The sequence below is a fragment of the Nocardia sp. NPDC003269 genome, from assembly GCF_042888005.1.
Taxonomy (GTDB): domain Bacteria; phylum Actinomycetota; class Actinomycetes; order Mycobacteriales; family Mycobacteriaceae; genus Nocardia.
This window is the reverse complement of sequence record NZ_JBIAPA010000001.1, coordinates 956,040-978,605: the sequence shown is the minus strand read 5'-3', so window position 1 is coordinate 978,605 and position 22,566 is coordinate 956,040. Positions and strand designations below refer to the sequence as shown.

General features: G+C 69.5%; 21 protein-coding genes and 3 tRNA genes. 14 read left to right on the top strand and 10 right to left on the bottom strand.

Going from position 1 to position 22,566, the window contains the following annotated elements:
* The first annotated feature begins 59 nt into the window (after window positions 1-59).
* Both ACFYWJ_RS04475 and ACFYWJ_RS04470 read left to right on the top strand, forming a co-directional pair.
* Complete coding sequence (locus ACFYWJ_RS04475; protein ID WP_355284051.1) at window positions 60-932, top strand: VOC family protein; 873 nt, start codon at window positions 60-62, stop codon at window positions 930-932.
* A 9-nt stretch (window positions 933-941) separates the two neighbouring features.
* The gene (locus ACFYWJ_RS04470; protein ID WP_355284049.1) at window positions 942-1,463 is read left to right on the top strand and encodes a hypothetical protein; all 522 of its coding nucleotides are present in this window, start codon (window positions 942-944) and stop codon (window positions 1,461-1,463) included.
* On the opposite strand, the gene ACFYWJ_RS04465 is transcribed toward ACFYWJ_RS04470, so the two are convergent.
* Window positions 1,406-2,464, bottom strand: a complete 1,059-nt coding sequence (locus ACFYWJ_RS04465) for a nitric oxide synthase oxygenase (RefSeq protein WP_355284099.1) — start codon at window positions 2,462-2,464, stop codon at window positions 1,406-1,408. The two genes, ACFYWJ_RS04470 and ACFYWJ_RS04465, sit on opposite strands and share 58 nt — an antisense overlap.
* Window positions 2,465-2,835: 371 nt before the next feature.
* Window positions 2,836-3,912, bottom strand: coding sequence for a histidinol-phosphate transaminase (gene hisC / locus ACFYWJ_RS04460; protein WP_355284047.1), 1,077 nt, complete (start codon window positions 3,910-3,912; stop codon window positions 2,836-2,838).
* A gap of 89 nt (window positions 3,913-4,001) precedes the next feature.
* Between hisC and ACFYWJ_RS04455 the strand changes: the two genes are divergently transcribed.
* The 3 genes from ACFYWJ_RS04455 to ACFYWJ_RS04445 all read left to right on the top strand — a co-directional run bounded on the left by ACFYWJ_RS04455 (window position 4,002) and on the right by ACFYWJ_RS04445 (window position 5,027).
* Entirely contained in the window at window positions 4,002-4,739 is a 738-nt protein-coding gene (locus tag ACFYWJ_RS04455) for a dienelactone hydrolase family protein (protein WP_355284044.1), read from the top strand.
* 93 nt (window positions 4,740-4,832) lie between these two features.
* Window positions 4,833-4,922: transfer RNA gene (locus tag ACFYWJ_RS04450), tRNA-Ser, on the top strand.
* 32 nt (window positions 4,923-4,954) lie between these two features.
* Window positions 4,955-5,027, top strand: a tRNA-Arg gene (locus tag ACFYWJ_RS04445).
* Between the two features lie 55 nt (window positions 5,028-5,082).
* On the opposite strand, the gene ACFYWJ_RS04440 is transcribed toward ACFYWJ_RS04445, so the two are convergent.
* A complete protein-coding gene (locus ACFYWJ_RS04440) occupies window positions 5,083-5,808 on the bottom strand; it encodes a maleylpyruvate isomerase family mycothiol-dependent enzyme (protein WP_355284042.1) in 726 nt (241 codons plus the stop codon).
* A 143-nt stretch (window positions 5,809-5,951) separates the two neighbouring features.
* Window positions 5,952-6,347, bottom strand: coding sequence for a RidA family protein (locus ACFYWJ_RS04435; RefSeq protein ID WP_355284040.1), 396 nt, complete (start codon window positions 6,345-6,347; stop codon window positions 5,952-5,954).
* A gap of 85 nt (window positions 6,348-6,432) precedes the next feature.
* Between ACFYWJ_RS04435 and ACFYWJ_RS04430 the strand changes: the two genes are divergently transcribed.
* Window positions 6,433-8,013, top strand: coding sequence for an esterase-like activity of phytase family protein (locus ACFYWJ_RS04430; protein ID WP_355284038.1), 1,581 nt, complete (start codon window positions 6,433-6,435; stop codon window positions 8,011-8,013).
* Here the strand turns inward: ACFYWJ_RS04430 and ACFYWJ_RS04425 are convergent.
* Window positions 8,006-8,695 (bottom strand): DUF998 domain-containing protein, encoded by a 690-nt coding sequence (locus ACFYWJ_RS04425; protein WP_387160820.1) that lies wholly within the window; start codon window positions 8,693-8,695, stop codon window positions 8,006-8,008. The genes ACFYWJ_RS04430 and ACFYWJ_RS04425 overlap by 8 nt on opposite strands.
* A 143-nt stretch (window positions 8,696-8,838) precedes the next feature.
* On the opposite strand from ACFYWJ_RS04425, the gene ACFYWJ_RS04420 reads away from it, so the two are divergent.
* A complete protein-coding gene (locus ACFYWJ_RS04420; protein ID WP_355284033.1) occupies window positions 8,839-8,967 on the top strand; it encodes a hypothetical protein in 129 nt (42 codons plus the stop codon).
* 9 nt (window positions 8,968-8,976) lie between these two features.
* On the opposite strand, the gene ACFYWJ_RS04415 is transcribed toward ACFYWJ_RS04420, so the two are convergent.
* Window positions 8,977-9,447, bottom strand: coding sequence for a very short patch repair endonuclease (locus ACFYWJ_RS04415; RefSeq protein WP_355284031.1), 471 nt, complete (start codon window positions 9,445-9,447; stop codon window positions 8,977-8,979).
* A complete protein-coding gene (locus tag ACFYWJ_RS04410) occupies window positions 9,444-10,577 on the bottom strand; it encodes a DNA (cytosine-5-)-methyltransferase (RefSeq protein ID WP_355284096.1) in 1,134 nt (377 codons plus the stop codon). The genes ACFYWJ_RS04415 and ACFYWJ_RS04410 overlap by 4 nt, the downstream gene beginning before the upstream one ends.
* Window positions 10,578-10,812: 235 nt before the next feature.
* On the opposite strand from ACFYWJ_RS04410, the gene ACFYWJ_RS04405 reads away from it, so the two are divergent.
* From ACFYWJ_RS04405 to ACFYWJ_RS04395, 3 genes are read left to right on the top strand one after another with little or no spacing between them, the layout of a single operon-like run.
* Entirely contained in the window at window positions 10,813-12,645 is a 1,833-nt protein-coding gene (locus ACFYWJ_RS04405) for an ABC transporter ATP-binding protein (protein ID WP_355284028.1), read from the top strand.
* The gene (locus ACFYWJ_RS04400; protein ID WP_355284026.1) at window positions 12,642-14,495 is read left to right on the top strand and encodes an ABC transporter ATP-binding protein; all 1,854 of its coding nucleotides are present in this window, start codon (window positions 12,642-12,644) and stop codon (window positions 14,493-14,495) included. Before ACFYWJ_RS04405 ends, ACFYWJ_RS04400 begins: the two co-directional genes overlap by 4 nt.
* A gap of 49 nt (window positions 14,496-14,544) precedes the next feature.
* On the top strand, window positions 14,545-15,162 hold the full coding sequence (locus ACFYWJ_RS04395; RefSeq protein ID WP_355284023.1) for a putative glycolipid-binding domain-containing protein: 618 nt from the start codon (window positions 14,545-14,547) through the stop codon (window positions 15,160-15,162).
* Window positions 15,163-15,229: 67 nt separating this feature from the next.
* Here ACFYWJ_RS04395 and ACFYWJ_RS04390 read toward each other — a convergent pair whose 3' ends face one another.
* On the bottom strand, window positions 15,230-16,177 hold the full coding sequence (locus tag ACFYWJ_RS04390) for a prephenate dehydrogenase (protein WP_355284020.1): 948 nt from the start codon (window positions 16,175-16,177) through the stop codon (window positions 15,230-15,232).
* Between the two features lie 58 nt (window positions 16,178-16,235).
* On the opposite strand from ACFYWJ_RS04390, the gene ACFYWJ_RS04385 reads away from it, so the two are divergent.
* From ACFYWJ_RS04385 to ACFYWJ_RS04370, 4 genes are all read left to right on the top strand, one after another.
* Window positions 16,236-16,775 (top strand): tRNA adenosine deaminase-associated protein, encoded by a 540-nt coding sequence (locus ACFYWJ_RS04385; protein WP_218721287.1) that lies wholly within the window; start codon window positions 16,236-16,238, stop codon window positions 16,773-16,775.
* A 26-nt stretch (window positions 16,776-16,801) separates the two neighbouring features.
* Window positions 16,802-17,236 (top strand): nucleoside deaminase, encoded by a 435-nt coding sequence (locus ACFYWJ_RS04380; protein ID WP_355284093.1) that lies wholly within the window; start codon window positions 16,802-16,804, stop codon window positions 17,234-17,236.
* 46 nt (window positions 17,237-17,282) lie between these two features.
* Window positions 17,283-17,373, top strand: a tRNA-Ser gene (locus ACFYWJ_RS04375).
* A 187-nt stretch (window positions 17,374-17,560) separates the two neighbouring features.
* Window positions 17,561-17,752, top strand: coding sequence for a hypothetical protein (locus ACFYWJ_RS04370; protein WP_355284018.1), 192 nt, complete (start codon window positions 17,561-17,563; stop codon window positions 17,750-17,752).
* A gap of 5 nt (window positions 17,753-17,757) precedes the next feature.
* On the opposite strand, the gene ACFYWJ_RS04365 is transcribed toward ACFYWJ_RS04370, so the two are convergent.
* Together ACFYWJ_RS04365 and ACFYWJ_RS04360 are read right to left on the bottom strand one after the other, a co-directional pair.
* Window positions 17,758-20,046 carry an MMPL family transporter gene (locus tag ACFYWJ_RS04365; RefSeq protein ID WP_355284015.1) on the bottom strand — a complete coding sequence of 763 codons (2,289 nt, stop codon included), beginning with the start codon at window positions 20,044-20,046 and terminating at the stop codon, window positions 17,758-17,760.
* A 172-nt stretch (window positions 20,047-20,218) separates the two neighbouring features.
* Entirely contained in the window at window positions 20,219-22,513 is a 2,295-nt protein-coding gene (locus ACFYWJ_RS04360) for an MMPL family transporter (protein WP_355284013.1), read from the bottom strand.
* Window positions 22,514-22,566: the final 53 nt, after the last annotated feature.

Below are 22,566 nucleotides of genomic sequence, written 5' to 3'. Positions count from 1 at the left end.
TTCCGGCGCAGCGGCCGCGGATCGGCGACATCGACCGAGGCCGGACCAACGATCGAGGCATGACAGCAGACCTCGACGGCATCCACCACGTCGGCATCCTCACCCGCGATCTCGACGGCCTGGAGCGCCGCTACCGCTCCCTCGGCTTCACCCTCACCCCGCGCTCGCGCCACCTCCTCGCCGTCGCACCGGGGGAGCCGCCCGTCGCCGGCTGCACCGCCAATCTGTGCGCCGTCTTCCAGGACTCCTATCTCGAGCTGCTCGGCATCGTCGACGAATCCGCGCCCGACCCGTGGCACACGAAGGCGATGGCCGATCAGTTCGAGGGGCTGCGCCTGCTCAATCTGGAGACCTCGGACGCGGAGAAGGCCGACCGGCTGCTGATCGAGGCCGGGTTGCGCACCTCCGGGGTCCTCGACCTCGAGCGCCCGGTCGACACCGTCGACGGACAACGCACCCTGCGGGCCCGCGCCGTCCACGTCGACCCGCGCGCCACCCCCGAGACCTACCTCGGTGTCGCCCAGCACCTGACCCGCGAATACGTCCACCAGCCCCGCTACCTGCGGCACCCGAACGGTGCCCGCGGCCTCGGCTCGGTGCTGTACGTCGTCGCCGACACCGACTTCGCCGCCGTCGTCGACCGCTACCAGCGCATCCTCGACCGCGCGCCGGAGCGCGAAGGCCCGCTCGTCATGTTCGGTGTCGGCTCGGCGCGGCTCGAATTCGTCCGGGCGAGCGACACCGACCAGCTCCTGCCCGGCGAACCCACGCCCGCCGCCTCCTACCCGGCCGCCCTGACCATCCGCGTCGACGACGTCGTGGCGGCCCGCGACCTCGTCGACGACGCGGGCACCCCGACCGTCGCGACCGCCGACGGCTTCTTCGTCTCCGCCGCCGACGCCTACGGCGCCGGTCTCTTCATCACCGCCTGAGGACCAACCATGTTCACCACCCTGCTGCTGCTGTTCGTCCCCACCTTGCTCCTGCGTCTGCTCGGCGCGGTCGGCGTCCCCCGGTTCGCGACCTGGCGGGTGTGCGCCGCGCACGGGCTCGCGTTCATGCTCGTCGCCACCGGCACAGCGCATTTCGTGCCCGACAGCGTGACGGTGATGCCGAGCCACGACGACCTCGTCGCGATGGTGCCGTCGGCGGTGCCGTTCCCGCACGCGATGGTCTACCTCACCGGCGTCCTGGAACTGCTCGGCGCGCTCGGCCTGATCGTCGCGTCCACCCGCGCCGCGACCGGCATCGCCCTGGCCGTGCTGTTCGTGCTGCTACTGCCCGCCAATGTGTACGCGGCGCTGGAGGACATCTCGCTCAACGGGGAACCGCCCACGCCGCTGTGGTTCCGGATTCCCGAACAGCTCGTCTTCCTCACGGTGGCGCTGTGGGCCACCGGCGCCGCTCAGCTGTCGGCGCGTTTGACGAAGTTGGGGCGGATGTCCAGGTCGGGTTCGTCGTAGTAGCGGTGGAAGGTGGGGGTCAGGCCCGAGGAGATCGGCGGGTTGATCCAGCTCCAGTCGGTGGGGCAGCGTCTGCCCGCGGCCTCCTCGCGCTGGACGTGATCGCAGAACTGCTTGGCGACCGTGTGGTGGTCGACCATGTGCACACCCGAGGTCCGGAAGCTGTGCAGCACCGCGTGATTCAGCTCGATCAGCGCCTTGTCGCGCCACAGCGTGCGCACCGAGGAGGTGTCGAGCTCCATCATGTCGGCGATCAGCGGCAGCATGTTGTAGCGATCGGTGTCGCTGAGATTGCGTGCGCCGATCTCGGTGCCGACGTACCAGCCGTTGAACGGGGCGAACGGGTAGGTGACGCCACCCACCTCCAGATCCATGTTCGACACCGCCGGTAGCGCATGCCATTTCAGCCCGAGGGTGGCGAACCACGGGTAGTCGGGGTGGGTCAGATCGACCTCGCGGACCAGCTCGCGCGGCACGTCGAAGTACCGCAGATCCTCGTCGGGCGTGCTGATGAGGACGGGCAGGACGTCGAAGGGGGTGCGCGCGCCGCGCCAGCCCAGCGCCATCGCCTGCTCGGTGGCGGCGATATTGGCCGGATCGCCGGTGACGGTGCCGTCGCCGTTGGGATAGCCCGCGTAGCGGATCAGCTGGGAACTCACGATCCGGTACTCGCCACCGCCGGGCACGAGCTGCGGGCCGACCGTGATCATCGACTGGATCGCGCCGCCGTTGGTGGCCAGGCGCAGATGCTGCCAGCACGCCTCGGAAAGCTCTCGCGCGGAAGTAACTCGGCGGGCGTCCAGGAGTTTGAGCGAACGCCAGTGTTTGCGGCCGACGCAGCGCGCGTGATTGCGCCAGGCCAGTTTGGCGCCGATCAGGATCTCCTCGGCGGTCTGCCGATAGGTGCCGGTTTCGCGCAGTTCGGCGAGCGCGCCGAGACGACGCTGGGTGGGTAGATGACCCAATTCGGGATTGCGGAAGAACTCGTCGCATTCGCGCAGCCGACGATCGAGGTCGGTGGCGGGCGGTGCGGCGACGACGACGTCACCGGCCGAAGTGACTGGGGTGGAGCCTTTTTCGCAGACAGCAGGGCGAGAACGTTGGTTCACGGTACATCTCCGGTCGGGCAGCAGGGTGCAGGGCCGTGCGGGCGTACCCGGGGATGCGGGGTATTCGCCCGCCGAGAACACACTGCCCGACCGGTGGCGCGCGCCGACCAGGTAATCGGTCGAGCGTCGCCGCATGCATAGTCGTCCTGTTCGAACACCGAGATTCGCTGCGAGCCAGCCTACGACCGGTGTGCTGGCGGTGTGCTCGAAATCGCGGTAATCCCACCGCGACTGGCGTCAAGACATGCTGACCGTGTGCTGACCTAACGGAATCGGGCGGCGTTCTCCGGCGCCGTGGCGAACGCCAGGAATTGCTCGTTCTCGTGCGGATCACCGATCGTCACGCGCACGCCGTCGCCGGCGAACGGCCGCACCAACACGCCGGCGGCGGCACTCGCCTCGGCGAAGGCGGTGGTCCGCTCGCCCAGCGGCAGCCAGACGAAGTTGGCCTCGCTCGACGGCACCTCGTAACCGGCCGCCAGCAGCGCGTCCCGCACCTGGTGGCGCTGCGTGACCAGGACATCGGTCCGGTCCAGGAGTTCGCCACGGGCCTCCAGCGAGGCGATCGCGGCCGCCTGCGCCACCCGGTTCACGCTGAACGGGATGTGCACCTTCAGCAGCGCGGTGATCACCTCGGGATCGCCGACGGCGTAGCCGACGCGCAGGCCGGCCAGGCCGTAGGCCTTCGAGAAGGTCCGCAGCACCACCACATTCGGCCGCGTGCGCCCGATCTCGACGCCGTCGGGACGGTTCTCCGGGGTCAGCCGGAGGTACTCGTAGTAGGCCTCGTCCAGCACGACGAGCACGTGCGCGGGCACCCGGTCCAGGAACCGCTCCAGCTCCGCGCGCCCGTGCGCGGTGCCGGTGGGGTTGTTCGGGTTGCAGACGAAGATCAGCTTGGTGTGTTCGGTGACCGCGTCGGCCATCGCGTCCAGGTCGTGCAGGTGACCCGCGGCGAGCGGCACCGGCACGGCGGTGGCATTGCCCACCTGGGTGACGATCGGGTACGCCTCGAACGAGCGCCAGGCGAAGACCACCTCGTCGGTCGGCGCGTCACAGGTGATCTGCACGAGCTCCTGGCACAGCGCGACGCTGCCGCAGCCGACGGCCACATTCGCGACCGTGACGCCGAGGAAGTCGGCCAGCGCGGCCCGCAGCTCGGTGACCTGGTTGTCCGGGTACCGGTTGGCCTGCTCGGCCGATTCCGCGATCGCCTTCGCCGCGCTCGGCAGCGGCCCGAAGGTCGTCTCGTTCGACGCGAGCTTCACCGCATCGGGGTGGTTCTTGCCGGGAACATAGGCCGGGATCGTCGCGAGGTCGGGCCGGATGTGCGCTGTCACGCCTCCACCCTACGGTGACACGTCATATCGATGCGCGCCGCCGCCGGTCAGGCCTACCCAACCGCAGTTTCGCCGCCTACGCTGGGTTTATGTCGGGGACCTACGACGATGTCGCCCCACTCAGGTCGGTGGAGTCCACCGCCGTGGCGGGTGGCGCCGAAACGGCAGCCGTCGCCACGCGGACGGCTGTGCCCATCACGGTCGTCGAGCCGGAGCGCATCGCCCGCGGCGGCATCGTGGTCCTGCACGAATCCAGGGAGTTCTCGCCGCAGCTGCTCGACCTGATGCGGTCCCTGGCCTTCGAGGGCTGGATCGTCGTCGCGCCACACCTGTTCGACCGGATCGCCGACGACCAGGTCAACGAGGTCTTCGGCGACGAGCTCTTCGACGACTTCGACGCCGGCTTCGACTGGCTCACCCGGCGCGGCGTCTTCCCCGACACCATCGGCGTGCTCGGCTTCGACACCGCGGGCACCGCCGCCTTCCTGGTCGCCACCACCCGGCCGATCGGCGCCGCGGTGAGCGTGGCCGCCCCCGGCATCACCGATCCGCTCCCGGACCAGGACGCCGCCCTGGTCGAGATCGCCGCCGCGTTGCAGGCGCCGTGGCTCGGCCTGTTCGGCGCCGACGACCCGGCCACCCCACCCGACGCGGTCGACCGGCTCCGCGACGAGGCCGCCAGGGCGAATGTGGCCAGTCTCACCATCACCTATCCGGGCCTCAGCCACCGCGCCGATCGCCCCGATCCGGACGACGACGCCGCCAACGCCATCCGGATCGACTCCCAGACCCGCATCTACGACTGGTTCGACAGCAACTTACGGTAGTTGACCAGGCGTTTTGGACTACATGAACTGCTCGTGTAATCTTCATTCCCGGCGGTTCGACAAGGACCGGTGCCCTCGAAAGAGAAGGCTCCAGGAGGCGTGCCAGAGCGGCCGAATGGGACTCACTGCTAATGAGTTGTCCCTTCACGGGGACCGGAGGTTCAAATCCTCTCGCCTCCGCCACACCCGGTTCGCCGGGTACAACTGAAGACCATGCGCCCGTAGCTCAACGGATAGAGCACTTGACTACGGATCAAGAGGTTAGGGGTTCGAATCCCTTCGGGCGCACAAAGAAAGGCCCCCGGCATCAGCCGGGGGCCTTTCTCGTGTTCGGGCGGGGCCGCTACTTCCAGGCGGGCAGTGGGGGTAGCGGGCCGGTGAGGTCGTGGCCGGGGGAGCGGCCGAGGAGCCAGGCGAGCAGGGCCGAGGAGGGGCCGAGGACCGTGTGGTGGGGGCGGCCGGGGCCGACGGTGGCGATGAAGTCGGAGTCGGTGGCCTGGAGGTCGAAGGTGGGGGTCGCGTCGGGGAGGAGGTTGGCGGACACGTCGGCGACGGCTTCGGGGAGCAGGCGGGCCACGAAGGCCGCGGGCCAGTCGGCGGGGGTGTAGTCGACGCCGAGGTCGACGTGATGGATCTCGGTCTCGCGCAGGCGCATCCACGGAATCTGGTCGGCCGTGAGCGAACCGCCCTGCCGGTTGCGGACGACGGCCTGCCAGTCCGCGGCGGGCATCGTGGTGGCCACGGCCTGCCAGCGATGCGCCGAGGCGGTGAAGTCGGCGTGCTGGACGTCGAGGTGCCGCGGCGCGCCCGCCTCGATGTCGGCGTCGCGGGTCGCGACACTGGCGTACTGGGGGATCTCGATGCCGGTGCGCGCCCACAGCAGCAGGTTCAGCAGACTGTCGGCATTGCGCGACATGTGCGCGACGACGTGCCCGCGCGTCCAGCCGGGGAGCCGGGACGGTTCGCTCAACTGCGCATCGGTGAGCGCGCCGATCGCCGCGTCGAAGCGAGCGGTGGAGGCGGCGACCTGGGTGAGCAGGTCGAGAGGGGTAGCCGTTTCGCTGGTCACGGGTCCGAGCGTAGTTGCCCGGGTCCGCGCGCACCGCCGTTCACCGCGGTGTCGGGGACCCCTGTGGATAACCCTGAGCCTGTGGACAACTGGGGAGATTTGGCGCTCGACGACCGCGGCGGCGAACCGCCGCGTGTCACGATTCAGCCGGCGACGATCGCGTCGGCCTCGATCTCGATCAGGAGCTCGGGGGCGATCAGCGCGGTCACCTCGTACATCGAGGCGGCGGGGCGGATGGTGCCGAAGACGGCCGAATGCGCGGCGGCGACTTCGGACCAGCGGGCGATATCGGTGACGAAGATGCGGGTGCGCACCACATCCCGCAGGCTCGCGCCCGCCTGTTCCAGCGCGGTGGCGATGCGGGCGAGGACCTCGGTGGTCTGCGCGCCGATGTCGTCGCCGCCGACGGCGCCACCACCGGGCACGGCGGCGGTGGTGCCGCTCACCACGACGTGGTCGCCGACGCGCACGGCCCGCGAGTAACCGACGACATCTTCGAAATCGGAGGCGGAAGAGATGTTCACCCGAGTTGTGGTCATGGCAGCCAGAATGATCCACCGCCTGGTGGATGACAATTCATTTGCCGGTCGGCTGCCGGTCGGCTCGACGCGGTACGCATGGCAGATGAACGCACGTCCAGGTATCCGCCTCTTCCCGCTCACCGCCGCCCTGTGCGCCGCCGCCGTCACCGCGGGCTGCTCCACGCCCGGTTCCGACGCCGACTTCACGGTGGGCAAGGACCAGTCGGTGGTCATCACGCTCGACGAGCTGGTCGCCAAGTCCGGCGGGAGCGCGGTGCTCGGGGTGGATCTGGAACCCGAGCACGGTCACCTGGCCCGTCGCACCGACGGCTCCTACGTCTACACCCCGATCGCGGGTTACCAGGGCCTCGACCAGTTCAAGATCACCACCACCGACGCGGTTCGGCTGTACACCACCGACATTCCGGTGCTCGGCGAGTACGGTGGCACCACGGTGCAGGGCAGCGGCTTCGGTTCGGCGTGGACCGCGGTGCCGGGCAGCACCGACGAGTTCTACGGCCTGACCGACCGCGGCCCGAATGTGGACGGCCCGGCGAAGAACGAAAAGCTCTCGCCCACCCCGGCATTCGTGCCCAAGATCGGCCGGTTCAAGCTGGTCGACAACCGGGCGGTGCTCCAGTCGACCATCGAGCTGCGCAGCAAGTCGGGCGCGCCGTTCAACGGTCAGGTCGACACCTCCGCCAGCACCGGCGAGACCATCAAGGATCTGCAGGGCACCGTCCTGCCGCCCACCGACCACGGCCTCGACCCCGAGGGCCTGGTCGCGCTCGCCGACGGCACCTTTTGGGTCTCCGACGAATACGGCCCGTTCCTGGTGCATTTCGATGCCAAGGGCACCGAGCTCGAGCGGCTCGCGCCCGGCAGCGGGCTGCCGAAGGAGATCGCCCTGCGCACGCCCAACCAGGGCATGGAGGGCCTGACCATCACGCCCGACGGCGGCACCCTCGTCGGCGTCGTGCAGAGCGCGCTCAACACCCCCGGCCTGAGCGGTTCGGCCAAGGAGGTGCCGTTCGCGCGGATCGTCACCGTCGATCTGAAGACCAAGGCGCAGAAGGAATTCCTGTACCCGCTGGAGAACCCGAAGCAGACGAAGGTCGCCGTCTCGGAGATCACCGCGCTGAGCCCGACCACCTTCCTGGTCGACGAGCGCGACGGCAACCTGGCCCCCAAGGCGGACAAGAAGATCTGGACCATCGATATCGCCGGCGCCACCGATGTCGGCCCGCAGTCGACGGTTCCCGGCGCGACCTACGACGCGGAGAAGGGCGGCCTGCTGATCGACGGCAAGCCGCTGGAGACCTTCGTCGGCGTCACCCCGACCACCGACGCGGTCGCCGCGCTGACCAAGGCCGGCATCACCCCGGTCGCCAAGAAGAGCAATCTGGACCTGTCGGCCCTGGTCGCCGGGCTGGACGAGAAGGGCCGGTTCTTCGGCCACGACAAGATCGAGGGCATCGCCACCACCGACGGCGGCAAGACGATCTACATCGCCAACGACAGCGACTTCGGCCTGGCCGCCAGTCAGGGGGAGCAGCCGCCGTTCGGCCTGAAGCCGAAGACACTGCCCAACGGCGTGCAGGACACCGGCGAGGTGCTCGCGGTCGACACCACCAAGCTGCCGGCGAAGGTCGACGGCTACACGGTGCGGATCTCGGTCAGCTAGTCCACTCGCGGGCCTCGACGAGGACGGCGGCGGCCAGCGCCACCAGCCACAGCGACATCGACCCGACCTGGATGCGCTGGGCGATACCGAGGGCGTAGGAGCCGGACAGGTTGTCGGCGATCAGCATCCAGACGGTCGCCACCGAGCCGACGACGAGCACGACCACGCCGAACTCGCGCAGGATCCGCCAGCGGTGATAGCGGTAGGCGGCGGCGCTGAACGCGAACGCCGCCACCGCGATCGAGGTGACCGCCAGCGAACTGGTCAGCGCGTGTGGCTGATGCAGCTGCGGGAACAGCTCGCTGTTGCCACCGCACGCGCTGACCGACGGGTCGCAGTCGCGCAGCGGGAGCATGGCGTCGGCGATCGTCGCCGCGCCGAAGCACAGCAGCGCCACCCAGCCGATCGTGGTCAGCCTGCGCCGGTGGAAGACCAGCAGGCCGCCGATCGCGGCGGGGATCAGCAGCAGGCCGACCAGCTTGTCCGCGGTGGCGAACACCTCCCGGTAGGGCTTGCCTTCCGCGTCGAGTTCGCTGAGGAAGGAGTTGACCGGATCGGCGTCGATCGGCAGGAAGAACTCCAGCACCCAGGACGAATAGCAGAGTCCGGCGACCGCGATCGCCAGGGCGATCAGCAGCGGGTAGCCGCGGGGTATCCGGGTGGACTCGGGCACATCGACCATTGTGCTGCCCCGGACAAACCGCCTGGTTCATCCACTCGATCGGGCGCGTCGCACGCCGCGCACGTGGTTTCATCACAGCGCGCACAGGTTGTTGTCAGGTTCACCGGGCAGGGTGGGTGTCGTAACCAACCAGGAGGATTTCCATGAGCTACGTGATAGCGCTGGCGGGTTTTGCCATGTTCCTGGCGATGGCTGTCTCCGGTTTCGCCGCGGCCAACGCGCCGCGATCGCTGGTCCGGGTGCGCGTGCACAGCGACCCGCGCCGCCGCTGACCTGGTAGTTCAGCGCCGCGAGCGCTCGCGGATCAAGGCAGAGATCTGCTGGGCCGCGACGTGCGGGTCCTCGTGTTCCCACACCCGCACGACCTGCCAGCCCGCCGCCCGCAGCGCGGCGTCGGTGGCGCGATCACGCGCCACATTGCCCGCCAATTTGTCGGCCCACCACTGGGCATTGTTCTTCGGGTCGGTCGCGTGGACCGGGCACCGATGCCAGAAGCAGCCGTCCACGTAGACGGCGACCCGCAGCCGCGGGAACACCACATCGGCACGCCGCCGCTGGCCCTTGATCGGCGGGCGGTCGACGAAATACCGCAGTCCCGCGCGATGCAGTTCACGGCGTAAGGCCAGTTCCGGCGCGGTGTTCGCGCGCCGCTGGCGCGACATGCGGGCACTGGTCGCCGCGTCGGTGACCGGTTTTCCGGCAGGCGTCGGCGCGGCGGGATCGTCCCCGGTCCGCTCGCGCCGCCCGGTCATGCCGCCCAGCCGCCCATCCGGTCGAGGTGATCGCGCACGTCGTCGAGGAAGCCGGGCGGGAAGCGCAGATTGCCCATCTCGGTGCGGCGCAGGAATCCCGCGGTCGCGCGCGGCGACAGCAGCCGGGGCTCGGTGAGGAAGTTCTTGAGGTCCTCGTACGGCTCGTGCACCGGCCACGTCGACAGCGGAACCCGGTGCACGACTCCGGCCCGGCCCCACGCCGCGGTCGGCCAGGGTGCGCCGGGCCGCAGCGGTTCCCCGACGGTCAGCGGCTCCGAGGGCGCGGCCAGCCGCTGACCGACCCAGTTGGCCATCCGCACGCTGACCGCGTTGCCCACCAGCTTCCAGCGATGGCCCTGCCGCACGCCCGGCACGTCGAGCGCGGGCGCGGTCCAGTCGGCGTCGAAGCCCTGCAACCGCTCGCCGTCGACGATGCCCGGCGTGACGATCTCGCCCGCGGGCAGCCGGACCGCGGGCGGACTCGCGATCCCCAGACCCGAACCACCCTTGAGCGTCGGCACGGCGTTCACCGCCCAGCCGAGACCGCGCACGCCCTCGGTCCAGTAGAAGCCGCACGGATCGCGGTCGGGGTCGCCGTATTCGCGCGGGCCCGCGTCGTCGCCGAAGAGCACCTCGCGCGGGTCCTCGGTGCGCGAGGCCAGCATCAGCACCCGCTGACGCCGCTGCGGCAAACCGAACGCGCGGCCGTCGACGACGCGATAGGCCCAGGTGTAGCCGAGCTCCTCCAGCGCGGCGGTGATGTGCCGCATCGCCGCGCCCCGGCCCAGTTGCAGCATGAACGGGACGTTCTCGATCAGCAGCCAGCGCGGTCCGCGTTGCCGGCGGACCAGCCGGAACACCTCGTCGACCAGGCCGGAACGGCGGCCGGTGATGCCCGCGGTGCGCCCGGCTTGCGAGAGGTCCTGGCACGGGAAACCCGCGGCGACCAGTTCGGTGCGGGCGGGCAGCGAGCGCAGCCGGGTGATGTCGCCGTGCAGGGGAGTGTCGGGGAAGCGCGCCGCGAGCACGCCCTGCGCGCCGGGATCGATCTCACAGAGCAACTCGGTCGACCAGCCGTTGCTGCCGAGGCCGAGTTCGAGCCCGCCGATCCCGGCGAACAGCCCGACCATCCGCGTCAACGACCCTCCCTGTGTCTGGCGGGCTCGCCGTCCGACGACCCGTCGCTCGCGCCTGCGGCGCATTGTATCGGGCCGGGCGAAGCGCGAGCTCCGGCGGAAAATCAGTGGCTCGCGACGGTGCTCCGGTGCCACTCTTGATAGGCCGACTTGTCGGACCCCGGTGCGAACATCACCAGGCGTCCGTTCCGGAAACCAACCATCCAACCGGACATCAAGGGGGAGAGTCTTGTCTGTCACTTTGGAGCTGGCGGCCACCGAATCGGAGGCCGACAGATCGGGGCGGCCGTCGCCGTCGCCGAGCGGTAGATTGCGGTCGCTGCGCCGATTTCTGCCGTACCTGCGGCCCTACCGGGTGCCGCTGATCGCGGCCAACGTGCTCGCGATCGTCACCTCGAGCACCGCCATCGCGATCCCGCTGGTGATCGCCCGGGTCATCGACGGGCCGATCGCGCGGCGCGATTTCGTCGGGCTGCTGCTGCCCGTCGCGCTGATCTTCGTCCTCGGCGGGCTCGAGTCCTTCGGCATGTGGGGCCGGCGCTGGCTGGTGTCCAAGCCGTCGACACTGTTCGAGATCCGGATGCGGGCCAAGCTTTTCGCCCAGCTCCAGGCGCTCTCGATCGGGCGCCACGACGGCTGGCAATCGGGTCAGCTGCTCTCGCGCGCCATCGACGATCTGTCGGTGCTGCGGCGCTTCGTCGCGTTCGCCGGACCGTTCCTCATCGTCAACAGCATCCTGCTGCCGATCGGGTTGATCGCGCTGTTCGCGATGAACTGGCAAGTAGGACTGATCTTCACGGTGATCTCGCTGCCGCTGACGCTGTTCTGCGTGCGCTTCGTGCGGCGGTTCGAGGTGGCCTCGCGGCGCTCGCAGGACCAGTCCGGTGACCTGGCGACCATCGCCCAGGAATCCGCGCAGGGCGTGCGCGTGCTCAAGGCGCTCGGCCGCGGCGGGTTCTTCGGCGCCCGCTTCACCGCGCTCTCGCGCGAGCTGCAGAAGACCGAGCTGGAGAAGGTGCGCCTGGACGCGACCCTGTGGGCCGCGCTGGTGACCCTGCCGACGGTCGCGATCGCCGTGTCGCTCGGTGTCGGTGGGTACTCGGTGGTGCACGGCTCGATGACGATGGGCACCCTGATCGCGAGCATCACGCTGGCGACCTTCCTGCAGTGGCCGATCATCTGGCTCGGCTTCCTGCTCTCGGAGCTGTTCGAGGCGCGCACCGCCGCCGACCGGTACTGGGAGATCATCGACACCCCGCTCGACATCACCGACCCGGCGCGTCCGGTGAATCTGCCCGAGGGGCTGCGCGGCGAGCTGGTCATCGACCAGGTGCGCTTCGCCTACCCGACCGGGGCCGACGGCGCGGACAAGGCGGTGCTGGAAGACATCTCGCTGCGGGTCCGGCCGGGGGAGACGGTCGCGCTCGTCGGCGCGACGGGCAGCGGCAAGACCGCGCTGCTCGAACTGATCCCGCGCCTCTACGACGTCGACGACGGCAGCATCACCATCGACGGCGTCGACATCTCGACCCTGCGCCTGGCCGACCTGCGCCGGGTGGTGACGGTGGCGTTCGAGGAGCCGGTGCTGTTCTCGGCCAGTGTGCGCGAGAACGTGGCACTGGGCGATCCGCGCGCCACCGACGCCGATGTGCGCCAGGCCCTCGATATCGCCCAGGCGAGCGAGTTCGTCGACGCACTGCCCTGGGGCCTGGACACCAGGATCGGTGAGCAGGGCATGAGTCTGTCCGGTGGTCAGCGGCAGCGGCTCGCGCTGGCCAGGGCGGTGCTGATCGGCGAGGCCGCGGCCGAGCAGGGCCGGATCATGGTGCTCGACGATCCGCTCTCGGCGCTGGACGTGGAAACCGAAGAGCGCGTGCAGGATCGGCTGCGCACGGTGCTCGCGGGCGCCACCACGCTGCTGGTCGCGCACCGGCCGTCGACGGCGGCGCTGGCCGACCGCGTCGCCCTGCTGGCCGACGGCCGGATCGTCGCCGAGGACAGCCACGAGAAGCTGCTGCGCACCAACAGCCGCTACCGCGAACTGATGGGAGGTGAATCATGACCACCGACACCGAGATCCAGACCCCGCCCGAGCAGACCGACCGGGCGGCGGACTGGCGCGGCATCGCCAAGGAGGACGACGCCGTCACCGGCACCGGAAACCTGGTGCTGGCCGGGCGATCCCGGCGGCTGCTGCTCGACCTGGTGCGGCCCTACCGCAAGCAGGCGGTGCTCACCTTCGTGCTGATCCTGCTCGACAACGCGGCCAAGGTGTCGATGCCGCTGTTCATCGCCTACGGCCTCGATCACGGCATCAGCCAGGGCAGGCAGGGCAATTGGACGCCGATGCTGGCCACGGTGGCCGGGTTCGTCGCGGTCACCGTGCTCGCGGGCCTGACCACGTACTTCTTCCTGCGGGCCTCCGGTTCGCTGAGCCAGCGGGTGCTGTTCGACCTGCGGGTGCGCGCGTTCCGGCACACCCAGCGGCTGAGCGTGTCGTTCCACGAGAAGTACACCTCGGGCAAGGTCGTCACCCGGCTCACCAGCGATATCGAGACCCTCCAGGAACTGCTGGAGGGCGCGCTCAACCAGGCGTTCAGCGCGGTGCTCTCGGTGGTCACCATCGCGGTGTTGCTGGTGTGGCTGGATCCGATGCTGGCCTCGATCGTGCTGCTCGGCTTCGTGCCGCTGGTCCTGGTGACCCGGTGGGCGCAGCGGCGGCAGCGCGCGGGCTACCGGCGCACGCGCGGCGCGATCGCGCGGGTCGTCGTGCAGTTCGTGGAGTCGATGAGCGGCATGCGCGCGGTGCAGGCGTTCCGTCGCGAGGACCGCAACCAGGAGGTGCTCGGCGGCGAGGACGACGAGTACCAGCGGGCGACCACCACCGCGATCCGCGGCATGGGCGACTACGTCGGTCTGTCCAACTTCATCGGCAAGGTGACCACGGTGATCGTGCTGCTGGTCGGCGCCTGGCAGGTGATGGAGGGCAATCTGGCGATCGGCGTGCTCGCCGCGTACCTGCTCTACCTCGACCAGTTCTACGGCCCGCTCGACGAACTCGCCCAGGTGTTCAACTCCTACCAGTCCGCCGCGGCAGCGCTGGAGAAGATCTCCGGGGTGCTCGAGGAGGAGCCCGCGGTCGCCGAACCCGGCGATCCGATCGCACTGGACCGGGCGACCGGTGCGGTGCGGATGGATCAGGTCTGGTTCGGCTACACGGCCGAGTCGCCGGTGCTGCCGGAGTTCGACCTGGCCATCCCGGCCGGGCAGGTGGTGGCCCTGGTCGGTGCCACCGGCGCGGGCAAGTCGACGCTGGCCAAGCTGCTCACCCGGTTCTACGATCCGAGCGGCGGCGTGGTCACCCTGGACGGTGTCGATCTGCGCAGGCTGGCCGACGCCGAGCTGCGCAGGCACGTCGTCATGGTCACCCAGGAGGCGTACTTGTTCTCCGGAACCATCGCCGACAACATCCGCCTGGGCAGGCCGGACGCGACCGATGCCGAGGTCACGGCGGCCGCGCGGGCGGTCGGCCTGGACGCGTTCGTCCGGTCGCTGCCCGACGGGTACGCGACCGATGTGCGCACCAGGGGCGGCAGGCTCTCGGCCGGTCAGCGGCAGCTGGTCGCGTTCGCCCGGGTGTTCCTGGCCGACCCCGCGGTGATCGTGCTGGACGAGGCGACCTCGAGCCTGGACATCCCCGGCGAGCGGCTGGTCCAGCACGCGCTGGAGACGCTGCTGCGCGAGCGCACCGCGGTGATCATCGCGCATCGGTTGTCCACGGTGGCCATTGCCGATCGGGTGCTGGTGCTCGACGCGGGCCGCGTCGTCGAGGACGGTTCACCCGCCGAGCTCATCGCCGGACAGGGCCGCTTCGCCGGACTGCACGCCGCCTGGCGGGATTCGCTGGTCTGATGCCACCGTGTTGTACAGCAGCGGGGCTGGTGTCGCTTACCGTAGAGAGGTGACGACCCCAGCCCCGGGCCCGGCCGCAGGCCCCACCGAGAACAGACCGGCCTCCCGGTGGCCCGCGGTGCTCACCTGGCGTTCCCACGACAACACGCGGATGGAATCGGTCCGCGTGACCCTCAACGGCAACCGGATCAGGGCGGCGGGCCGGATGATCGGCAGCGCGTGTGACGAGCACCCGGCGTTCAGCGCGTCCTACGACCTGGTCACCGACGAGGCGGGCGCGACGCGGCGGTTGTCGCTGCGCACCACCACCGCCGCCGGGGAACGGCACGCGTCCATCTCCCGGGACGAGGAGGACTACTGGCTCGTCGACGCGGGCGGCAGCCACGTGCGTTCCACCTTCGCCGGCGCGCTCGATGTCGACGTGGTGCTGAGCCCGTTCTTCAACACGCTGCCGATCCGCCGGTTCGGCCTGCAGAACGCGGTGGGTGACGTGCAGGTCCCGGTCGTCTACGTGCGCCTGCCCGATCTGCTGGTGCAGGAGGCCGAGCTGACCTACTCGAGCGCCGCCGACGGCATCAACGTGCTGTCCCCGGTCTCCAGCGCGACGCTGACGGTCGATCCGGAGGGGTTCGTGCTCGACTACCCGGGGCTGGCCGAACGGGCGTGACGCCGAGTCGGCCGGTGCGGCGCCGACTTCCACCGCCCGGCGCGGATGACAGCGCACTCGGCCGGGTTCACAGTGCGCGCAGCACCCCGCCACGCTGTCCGGCCCGGTGCAGCTCGTCGAGCCAGCCGTCCGCGCCGGGGACGATCCCGGTGATCTCCCAGCGCGTGCGCTCCTCGTACGCGGTGCGGCCACGGTAACCCGCCTCGACAACCTCACCGAGCGTGCCGTCCGCCCACAACGCGTCTCGCGCGGTGACCAGCGCGGCGATGGTCTCGTCGAGCACCTGCCCGAGCGCGGCGGCGTTCGGTTCGCAGATGGCGCGCACCAGGTCCGGGGCGGTACCGGCGACGCGAGTGCCGTCGCGGAAGGAGCCCGCGGCCAAGCCGAGCGCGAGCGCACCGCCGTCGGCCCCCGCCGCCGCCAGCGCTTCGGCCAGCACATGCGGCAGATGCGAGATCCGCGCGACGGCCTGATCGTGCTCGTCGGCGACCACCGGAACCACCACCGAACCGCAGTCCAGCGCCAGCCGGGTCACCCGCGTCCACGGCTCGGCCCTGGTGCCCTCGTCGACCCCGACCGCCCACACCGCGTCACGGAACAGGTCGGGATCGGTTGCCGCCCAGCCCGATTCGGAGGTCCCGGCCATGGGATGCCCGCCGACGAAATTGGCCTCGAGCCCGTGCTTGCGCACCGCGTCGGCCACCGGTCGCTTGATGCTCACCACATCGGTCACCGGGCAGTCGGGGGCGAGCGCGGCGATCTCGGCCAGCAGCTGCTCGACCGCGGGCATCGGCACCGCGACCACCAGCAGCGCGTTCTCGGCGGCGGCCCGGCGCAGCACCGCGGACAGGTCGGTCGACACGTCGAAACCGTCGCGACGCGCCGCCTGGGCACCCGAGTCCGAGCGGTTGTAGCCGAACGCCGGGTAGCCCGCCGCGACCGCGGCGCGCAGCAGTGAGCCGCCGATCAAACCGGTTCCGAGGACGCAGACAGCAGCACGCTGGTCGAGGGTCATCGGAACAGATTGGCACACGAGTTCATCATTACGGGCGGGACAGACTACCGTTTGGTCCATGGCAGCACAGCGCTCGGGCACGAACAGGGCGACGTCGGACGACGACTTCGACGTCGAAGGGTTCGCAGTGGCGGTGGTCCGCGAAGAAGGCACGTGGCGATGCAGTCCGCTCAGCCACGACGCGCTCCTCGACCTGTCGGTCGCGGAGACCGAGTTGAAGGCATTGCGCAGCTCGGGGGCGGTATTCGGGCTGCTCGACGTCGATGACGAGTTCTTCATCGTGTTGCGCCCCGCGCCGAGCGGCACCCGCCTGCTCGTCTCGGACGCGACCGCGGCGATCGACTACGACATCGCCGCCGACGTGCTCGACGCGCTCAACGTCGAGATCCCCGACATCGACCCCGACGACCTCGACGACGTCGAGCCGTGGGAAGAGGGCGACCTCGGCGTGCTGGCCGACCTCGGCCTGCCCGAGCCCGTGCTCAGCGTGATCCTCGCCGAGACCGACCTCTACCCCGACGAGCAGCTCGGCATGATCGCCCAGCGGCTCGGCTTCGCCACCGAATTCGCGGCGGTCCTGGACAAACTGCCTCGGTGACCGCCGAGGCAGTGACCGACGAGGACATGGTGCGCGCCGCGATCGCGGCCGCCGCCGCCGCCGACCCGCGCGATGTGCCGGTCGGCGCCGTCGTCTTCGACGCCGACGGACGTGAACTCGCGCGCGCGACCAATGCCAGGGAAGCCCTCGGCGATCCGACCGCGCACGCCGAGGTCCTCGCGCTGCGGGCCGCGGCCGCCGTGCACGGCGACGGCTGGCGGCTCGAGGGCGCGACGCTGGCCGTCACCCTGGAACCGTGCACGATGTGCGCGGGCGCGCTGGTGCTGGCCAGGGTCGGCAAGGTGGTGTTCGGCGCCTGGGAACCCAAGACCGGCGCCGTCGGTTCGCTCTGGGACGTCGTGCGCGACCGCAGGCTCAATCATCGGCCGGAGGTGCGCGGCGGCATCCTCGAACCGGAGTGCGTCGCGCTCCTCGATGATTTCTTCCGAACTCAGCGCTGACCAGCCGATTTAACGATCCGGCACCCCCTCCGGTATCGTAGTCGGCGGTGGCGTGTCCGAGCGGCCTAAGGAGCACGCCTCGAAAGCGTGTGACGGGTAACCCCCGTCCGAGGGTTCAAATCCCTCCGCCACCGCCACAGAGCCCCTCACCTGATATGCCAGGTGAGGGGCTCTTTTTTCGTCGGTTGTTCACGCGGTACGGCCCCGCCCGCCGGGGTCGCACGTAATAGACTGGTAGTACCGAAATCCGGGAAGGAACGATGTCTTATGCGCGGGCGACAGCCGCCACCCGCGAAGTCCGGGATCGGGCTCGGGGGGAAGCTCATGGTTCTGGTCGTGCTGGGCTGGGTAGCCGTCGGGCTGCTCGCCGCGGGCCAGCGACACTACTTCGCCCAGCTGCCCAAGGAGTGCTCCGACTGGGCGACGATCGCGGTGACCGCCGCCGCGGGTCCGGCCAACTACATCGGCCTGAACCCGCGGGTCAGCCAGTGCGAGGTACCGCAGCCGAGCCAGTAGCCCGGCTAGGTGTGCGCGGGGACCGGGGTCTTCTCCTGCTGCTGTAGTTCGCGCAGGCGAGCGCCCTCGACGTCGATGTCGGGGACGATCTTGTCCAGCCACTTCGGCAGCCACCACGCCCACTTGCCGAGCAGCACCAGCAGCGCGGGGATGAGCACCATCCGGACGACGAAGGCGTCGAGGGCGACGCCGGCGGCGAGCGCGAAGCCCATCGACTTGGCGGTGACATCGGACTCGAGCAGGAACGAGCCGAAGACCGAGATCATGATGATCGCCGCCGAGGTGACCACGCGCGCGCCGTGGTGATAGCCCTTGACCACGGCGTCGGTGGGATCGGCGCCGTGCACGTACTCCTCGCGCATGCGGGTCACCAGGAACACCTGGTAGTCCATGGCCAAGCCGAACACCAGGCCGATCAGCATGATCGGCAGGAAGCTGACCAGGGGATGCGGGTCCTGGATGAGGCCCAGCTTGCCCTCCTGGAAGATCAGCACGGTCGCGCCGAAGGTGGCCGCCATGGAGAGCAGGAAGCCGAGCGCGGCCGTCAGCGGGACCAGGATCGAGCGGAACACCAGGATCAGCAGGATGAACGCCGCGCCCGCCACGATCGCCATGTAGGGGACGATCTTGCTGAGCAGCACGTGGTCGATATCGGCGTAGATGGCCGTTGTCCCGGTGATGCCGTAGGACATCTTGTACTGGTCGTGCAGCGCCGGTTCGGCGTCGCGCGCCGATTGCACCAGGTCCTTGGTGGTCTGGGCGTTGGGGCCGGACTTGGGGATGCCGTTGATCAGCGCGCCCGCGCCGTCCTGGCTCAGCTGCGGCTCGGTGACCAATTCCATGTCCGGGTAGGACTGGAGCTGCTCGCGCAGGGCGAGCAGCGCGGCCTCGCGCTGGTCGACGGGGGTGTCGCTGAGGTCGACGGCGATCTGCAGGACGCCGTTGCTGCCCTCGCCGAAGCCCTCGGTGCGCAGGTCGTAGGCCTTACGGACGGTGGTCGACTTGGGCAGGCTGTCCTCGCCGGGCAGGCCGAGGTTCAGGTTGATCGCCGGCGCGGCCAGCAGCCCGAGCACCACGATGGCCAGCACCATCGTCACGGCGGGCCACTTCGCGATGACCCTGGCCACCCGGGTGCCGTTGGTGACGATGCTGTCGTCCTCGGGATCGTGCTGGGCGATCAGCGGCAGCTTCGGTTTGAACAGCGTCTTGCCGAACGCGCCGAGCAGGGCGGGCATCAGCGTGATCGCGGTGAGGACCGCGAACGCGGCGGCGACCGCGCCGCCCAGACCCATGAAGGTCAGGAACCGCACGCCGACGATGCTCAGCCCGACCAGCGCGATGATGACGGTGAGCCCGGCGAACACCACCGCCGAGCCCGCCGTGCCCAGCGCCGTACCGGCCGCTTCCTCCGCCGAATCCTGTACCGCCAGTTCGTGTTTGTACCTGGACACGATGAACAGCGCGTAGTCGATCGAGAGCGCGATGCCGATCATCGAGGCCAGGAACGTGGTGAAGCTGGGGATCGAGAGCACCGAGGTGGACAGGAAGATCAGCGAGGTGGCCGCGCCGAGGCCGACGATCGCGGTGATGATCGGGACGAACGCGGCGACGATCGCGCCGAACGCGACGACCATCACCACCAGGGCCACCAGCATGCCGATCAGCTCGGACTTGCCGCTCGGCATCTCCTGTTCCATCGCGATGGTGCCGCTGATCTCGACCGTCAGCCCGGCCGCGCGGGCGGCGTCACCGACGGCGTAGGCGGCGTCGCGGTCGGCGGCCGTGATGTCGGCGAATTCCTTGATCGTGAACGGGACGCTGAAATACGCGACGGTGTCGGGGGCGGTCTTGCTCAGCACGTTCAGCGGCGCGCCGCTACAGGTCGACGGGTCGGGCTCGGGGCCGAGGCAGCCCATCTCCTCGGTCATCGCGATCGGATTCGGGATCGGTTTGCTGTGGTCGACGATGCCGAGCTGATCGAGCCGGCCGATCAGCGCATCGATCGCCTGCCGGTTGGCCGGGTCGGTGAGTTTCTGCCCGGCGGGCGCGCCGATCACGTAGGTGCCGGTCACGGCGTCGAAGGCGAAGGCCTCCGACATGCCGGGGAAGTGTTTGTCGAGGATCTCGGTCGCCCGTTCCGACGGCAGGTTGGGCATGCTGAAGTCGTCGGTCATCGGTTTCTGGAGCTGGGCGCCGAGGGCGCCGAGGATCAGGAAACAGACCAGCCAGACGGGTAGCACGATCCATTTGCGGCGAAAGGCCAGCTTGCCCCACCGGTACAGATAGACGGACACGGTTTTCTCCTCGCGGTGATCGGTGCGGAGCGGGAGGTAGAGCCGGGTCTAACCAGTCCGAGTCTGGTGCCAGGCCACCGCGATATCAAGCAACGTGCCAGGCGCGACGGGCGAAAAAGCGGGACGACCCCGCGATCCGGGATGGATCGCGGGGTCGTCCGATTCGAGCGGGTCAGGAGACCGGAAGCGGGTGCTTCACCGTCTCGGCGCCCTGGTTACGGAGCTGTTCGAGCTTGGAACCCTCGACGTCGATGTCGGGCAGGATGCGGTCGAGCCACTTCGGGATCCACCACGACCACTTGCCCATGATGACCAGCAGCGCGGGCACCACGATCATGCGGACGATGAAGGCGTCGATCGCGACACCGGCGGCCAGCGCGAAGCCGAACGACTTCGCGGTGACGTCGGTTTCCAGGATGAACGAGCCGAACACCGAGATCATGATGATCGCCGCCGAGGTCACGACGCGGGCGCCGTGGTGGTAGCCGGAGACCATCGCGTCCTTGGGCGACTTGCCGTGCACGAATTCCTCGCGCATGCGGGTCACCAGGAACACCTGGTAGTCCATGGCCAGGCCGAACACCAAGCCGATCAACATGATCGGCAGGAAGCTGACCAGCGGCTGCGGGTCCTCGATCAGGCCGAGCTTGCCCTGCTGGAAGATCAGCACGGTGGCGCCGAAGGTGGCCGCCATCGAGAGCAGGAAGCCCAGGGCCGCGGTGAGCGGGACCAGGATCGAGCGGAACACCAGGATCAGCAGGATGAACGCGGCACCGGCGACGATCGCCAGGTACGGCACGATCTTGCTGAGCAGCACGTGGTCGACATCGGCGTAGATGGCGGTGGTGCCGGTGATGCCGTACTCCATGCCGAACTGCGCCTTCAGGTCGGCTTCGGCGCCGCGCGCCTCGGCGACCAGATCCTTGGTGGCCTGGTTGTTCGGGCCGGACTTCGGCACGCCGTTGAGCATGGCGCCCTGCTTGTTCTCGCTCCACTGCGGCTCGGTCACGTAGTCCATGCCGTCGTAGGAGGCGAGCTTGTCGCGCAGGGCGCCGACCGCGGCCTCACGCTGGTTCTCCGGCACCGCGCTCAGGTCGGTGACGACCATCAGCACGCCGTTGCTGCCCTCGCCGAAGCCCTCCGTGCGCAGCTCGTAGGCCTTGCGGACGGTGGAGGTCTTCGGGGCCGAGTCCTCGCCGGGCAGACCCAGGTTCAGGCCCGCGGCGGGCGCGGCGAGTGCGCCGAGCACGACCACCGACAGGATCAGCGCGACCCACGGGGCCTTGCCGATCAGGCGGGCGAAGCGCTGGCCGTTGGTGACCGAGTTCTCGTCCTCGGGATCGTTCTGGGCGACCAGCGGCAGCTTCGGCTTGAACAGGGTCTTGCCGAAGGCGCCCATCAGCGCGGGCATCAGGGTGATCGCGGTGAGCACGGCGAAGCCGGCGGCGATGGCGCCACCCAGACCCATGAAGGTCAGGAACTGCACGCCGACGATGCTCAGCGCGCCGAGCGCGATGATGACGGTCAGACCGGCGAACACGACGGCCGAACCGGCGGTGCCGAGCGCGGTACCGGCGGCTTCCTCGGCCGAGTCACGCACGGCCAGTTCGTGCTTGTAGCGGGAGACGATGAACAGCGCGTAGTCGATCGACAGCGCGATACCGATCATCGAGGCGAGGAAGGTGGTGAAGCTGGGGACCTCGATCACCGAGGTACCGAGCATGATCAGCGAGGTCGCCGCGCCGAGGCCGACGATGGCGGTGACGATCGGGACGACGGCGGCGACGATGGCGCCGAAGGCGACCACCATCACGATCAGCGCGACACCCATGCCGATCAGCTCGGACTTGCCGCTCGGCTGCTCCTGCTCCATCGCGATGGAACCGCTGAGCTCGACCGTCAGGCCCGCGTTGCGGGCTTCGGCCGCGACCTCGTAGGCGGCGTCGCGCTCGACGTCGGTGACGTCGGTGACGCCCTCGATGTTGAACGGCACGGTCAGCACCGCGACGCTCTCCGGCGCCGTCGAGCTGAGCACGTTGAGCGGCGCGCCCGAGCACTGCGACGGGTCTGGGTTGGCGAGGCAGCCCATCTTGTCGGTCATCTCGATGGGGCTCATCAGCGGCTTCGCGTGATCGACGATCTGCAGCTCACCGAGCTTGGTGATGAGCGCGTCGACGGCGGCGCGGTTGGCCGGGTCGGTGAGCTTCTGGCCCTCCGGGGCGCCGATCACGTAGGTGCCGGACACGGCGTCGAACTTGAACTGCTCGGACATGCCGGGGAAGTGCTTGTCGAGGATCTCGTTCGCACGGGCCGAAGGCAGCGAGGGCATGCTGAAGTCGTTGGTCATCGGCTTGCTCAAGGCGGCGCCGACGCCACCGAGCAGCAGGAACAGCAACAACCAGACCGGTAGCACGATCCATTTACGGCGGAAAGCGAACTTTCCCCATCTGTACAGGTATACGGACACGAGGGTGCTCCTAGCGCGAAGAACTCGGGTGGGATCAGGCTCGTAGACAGCAC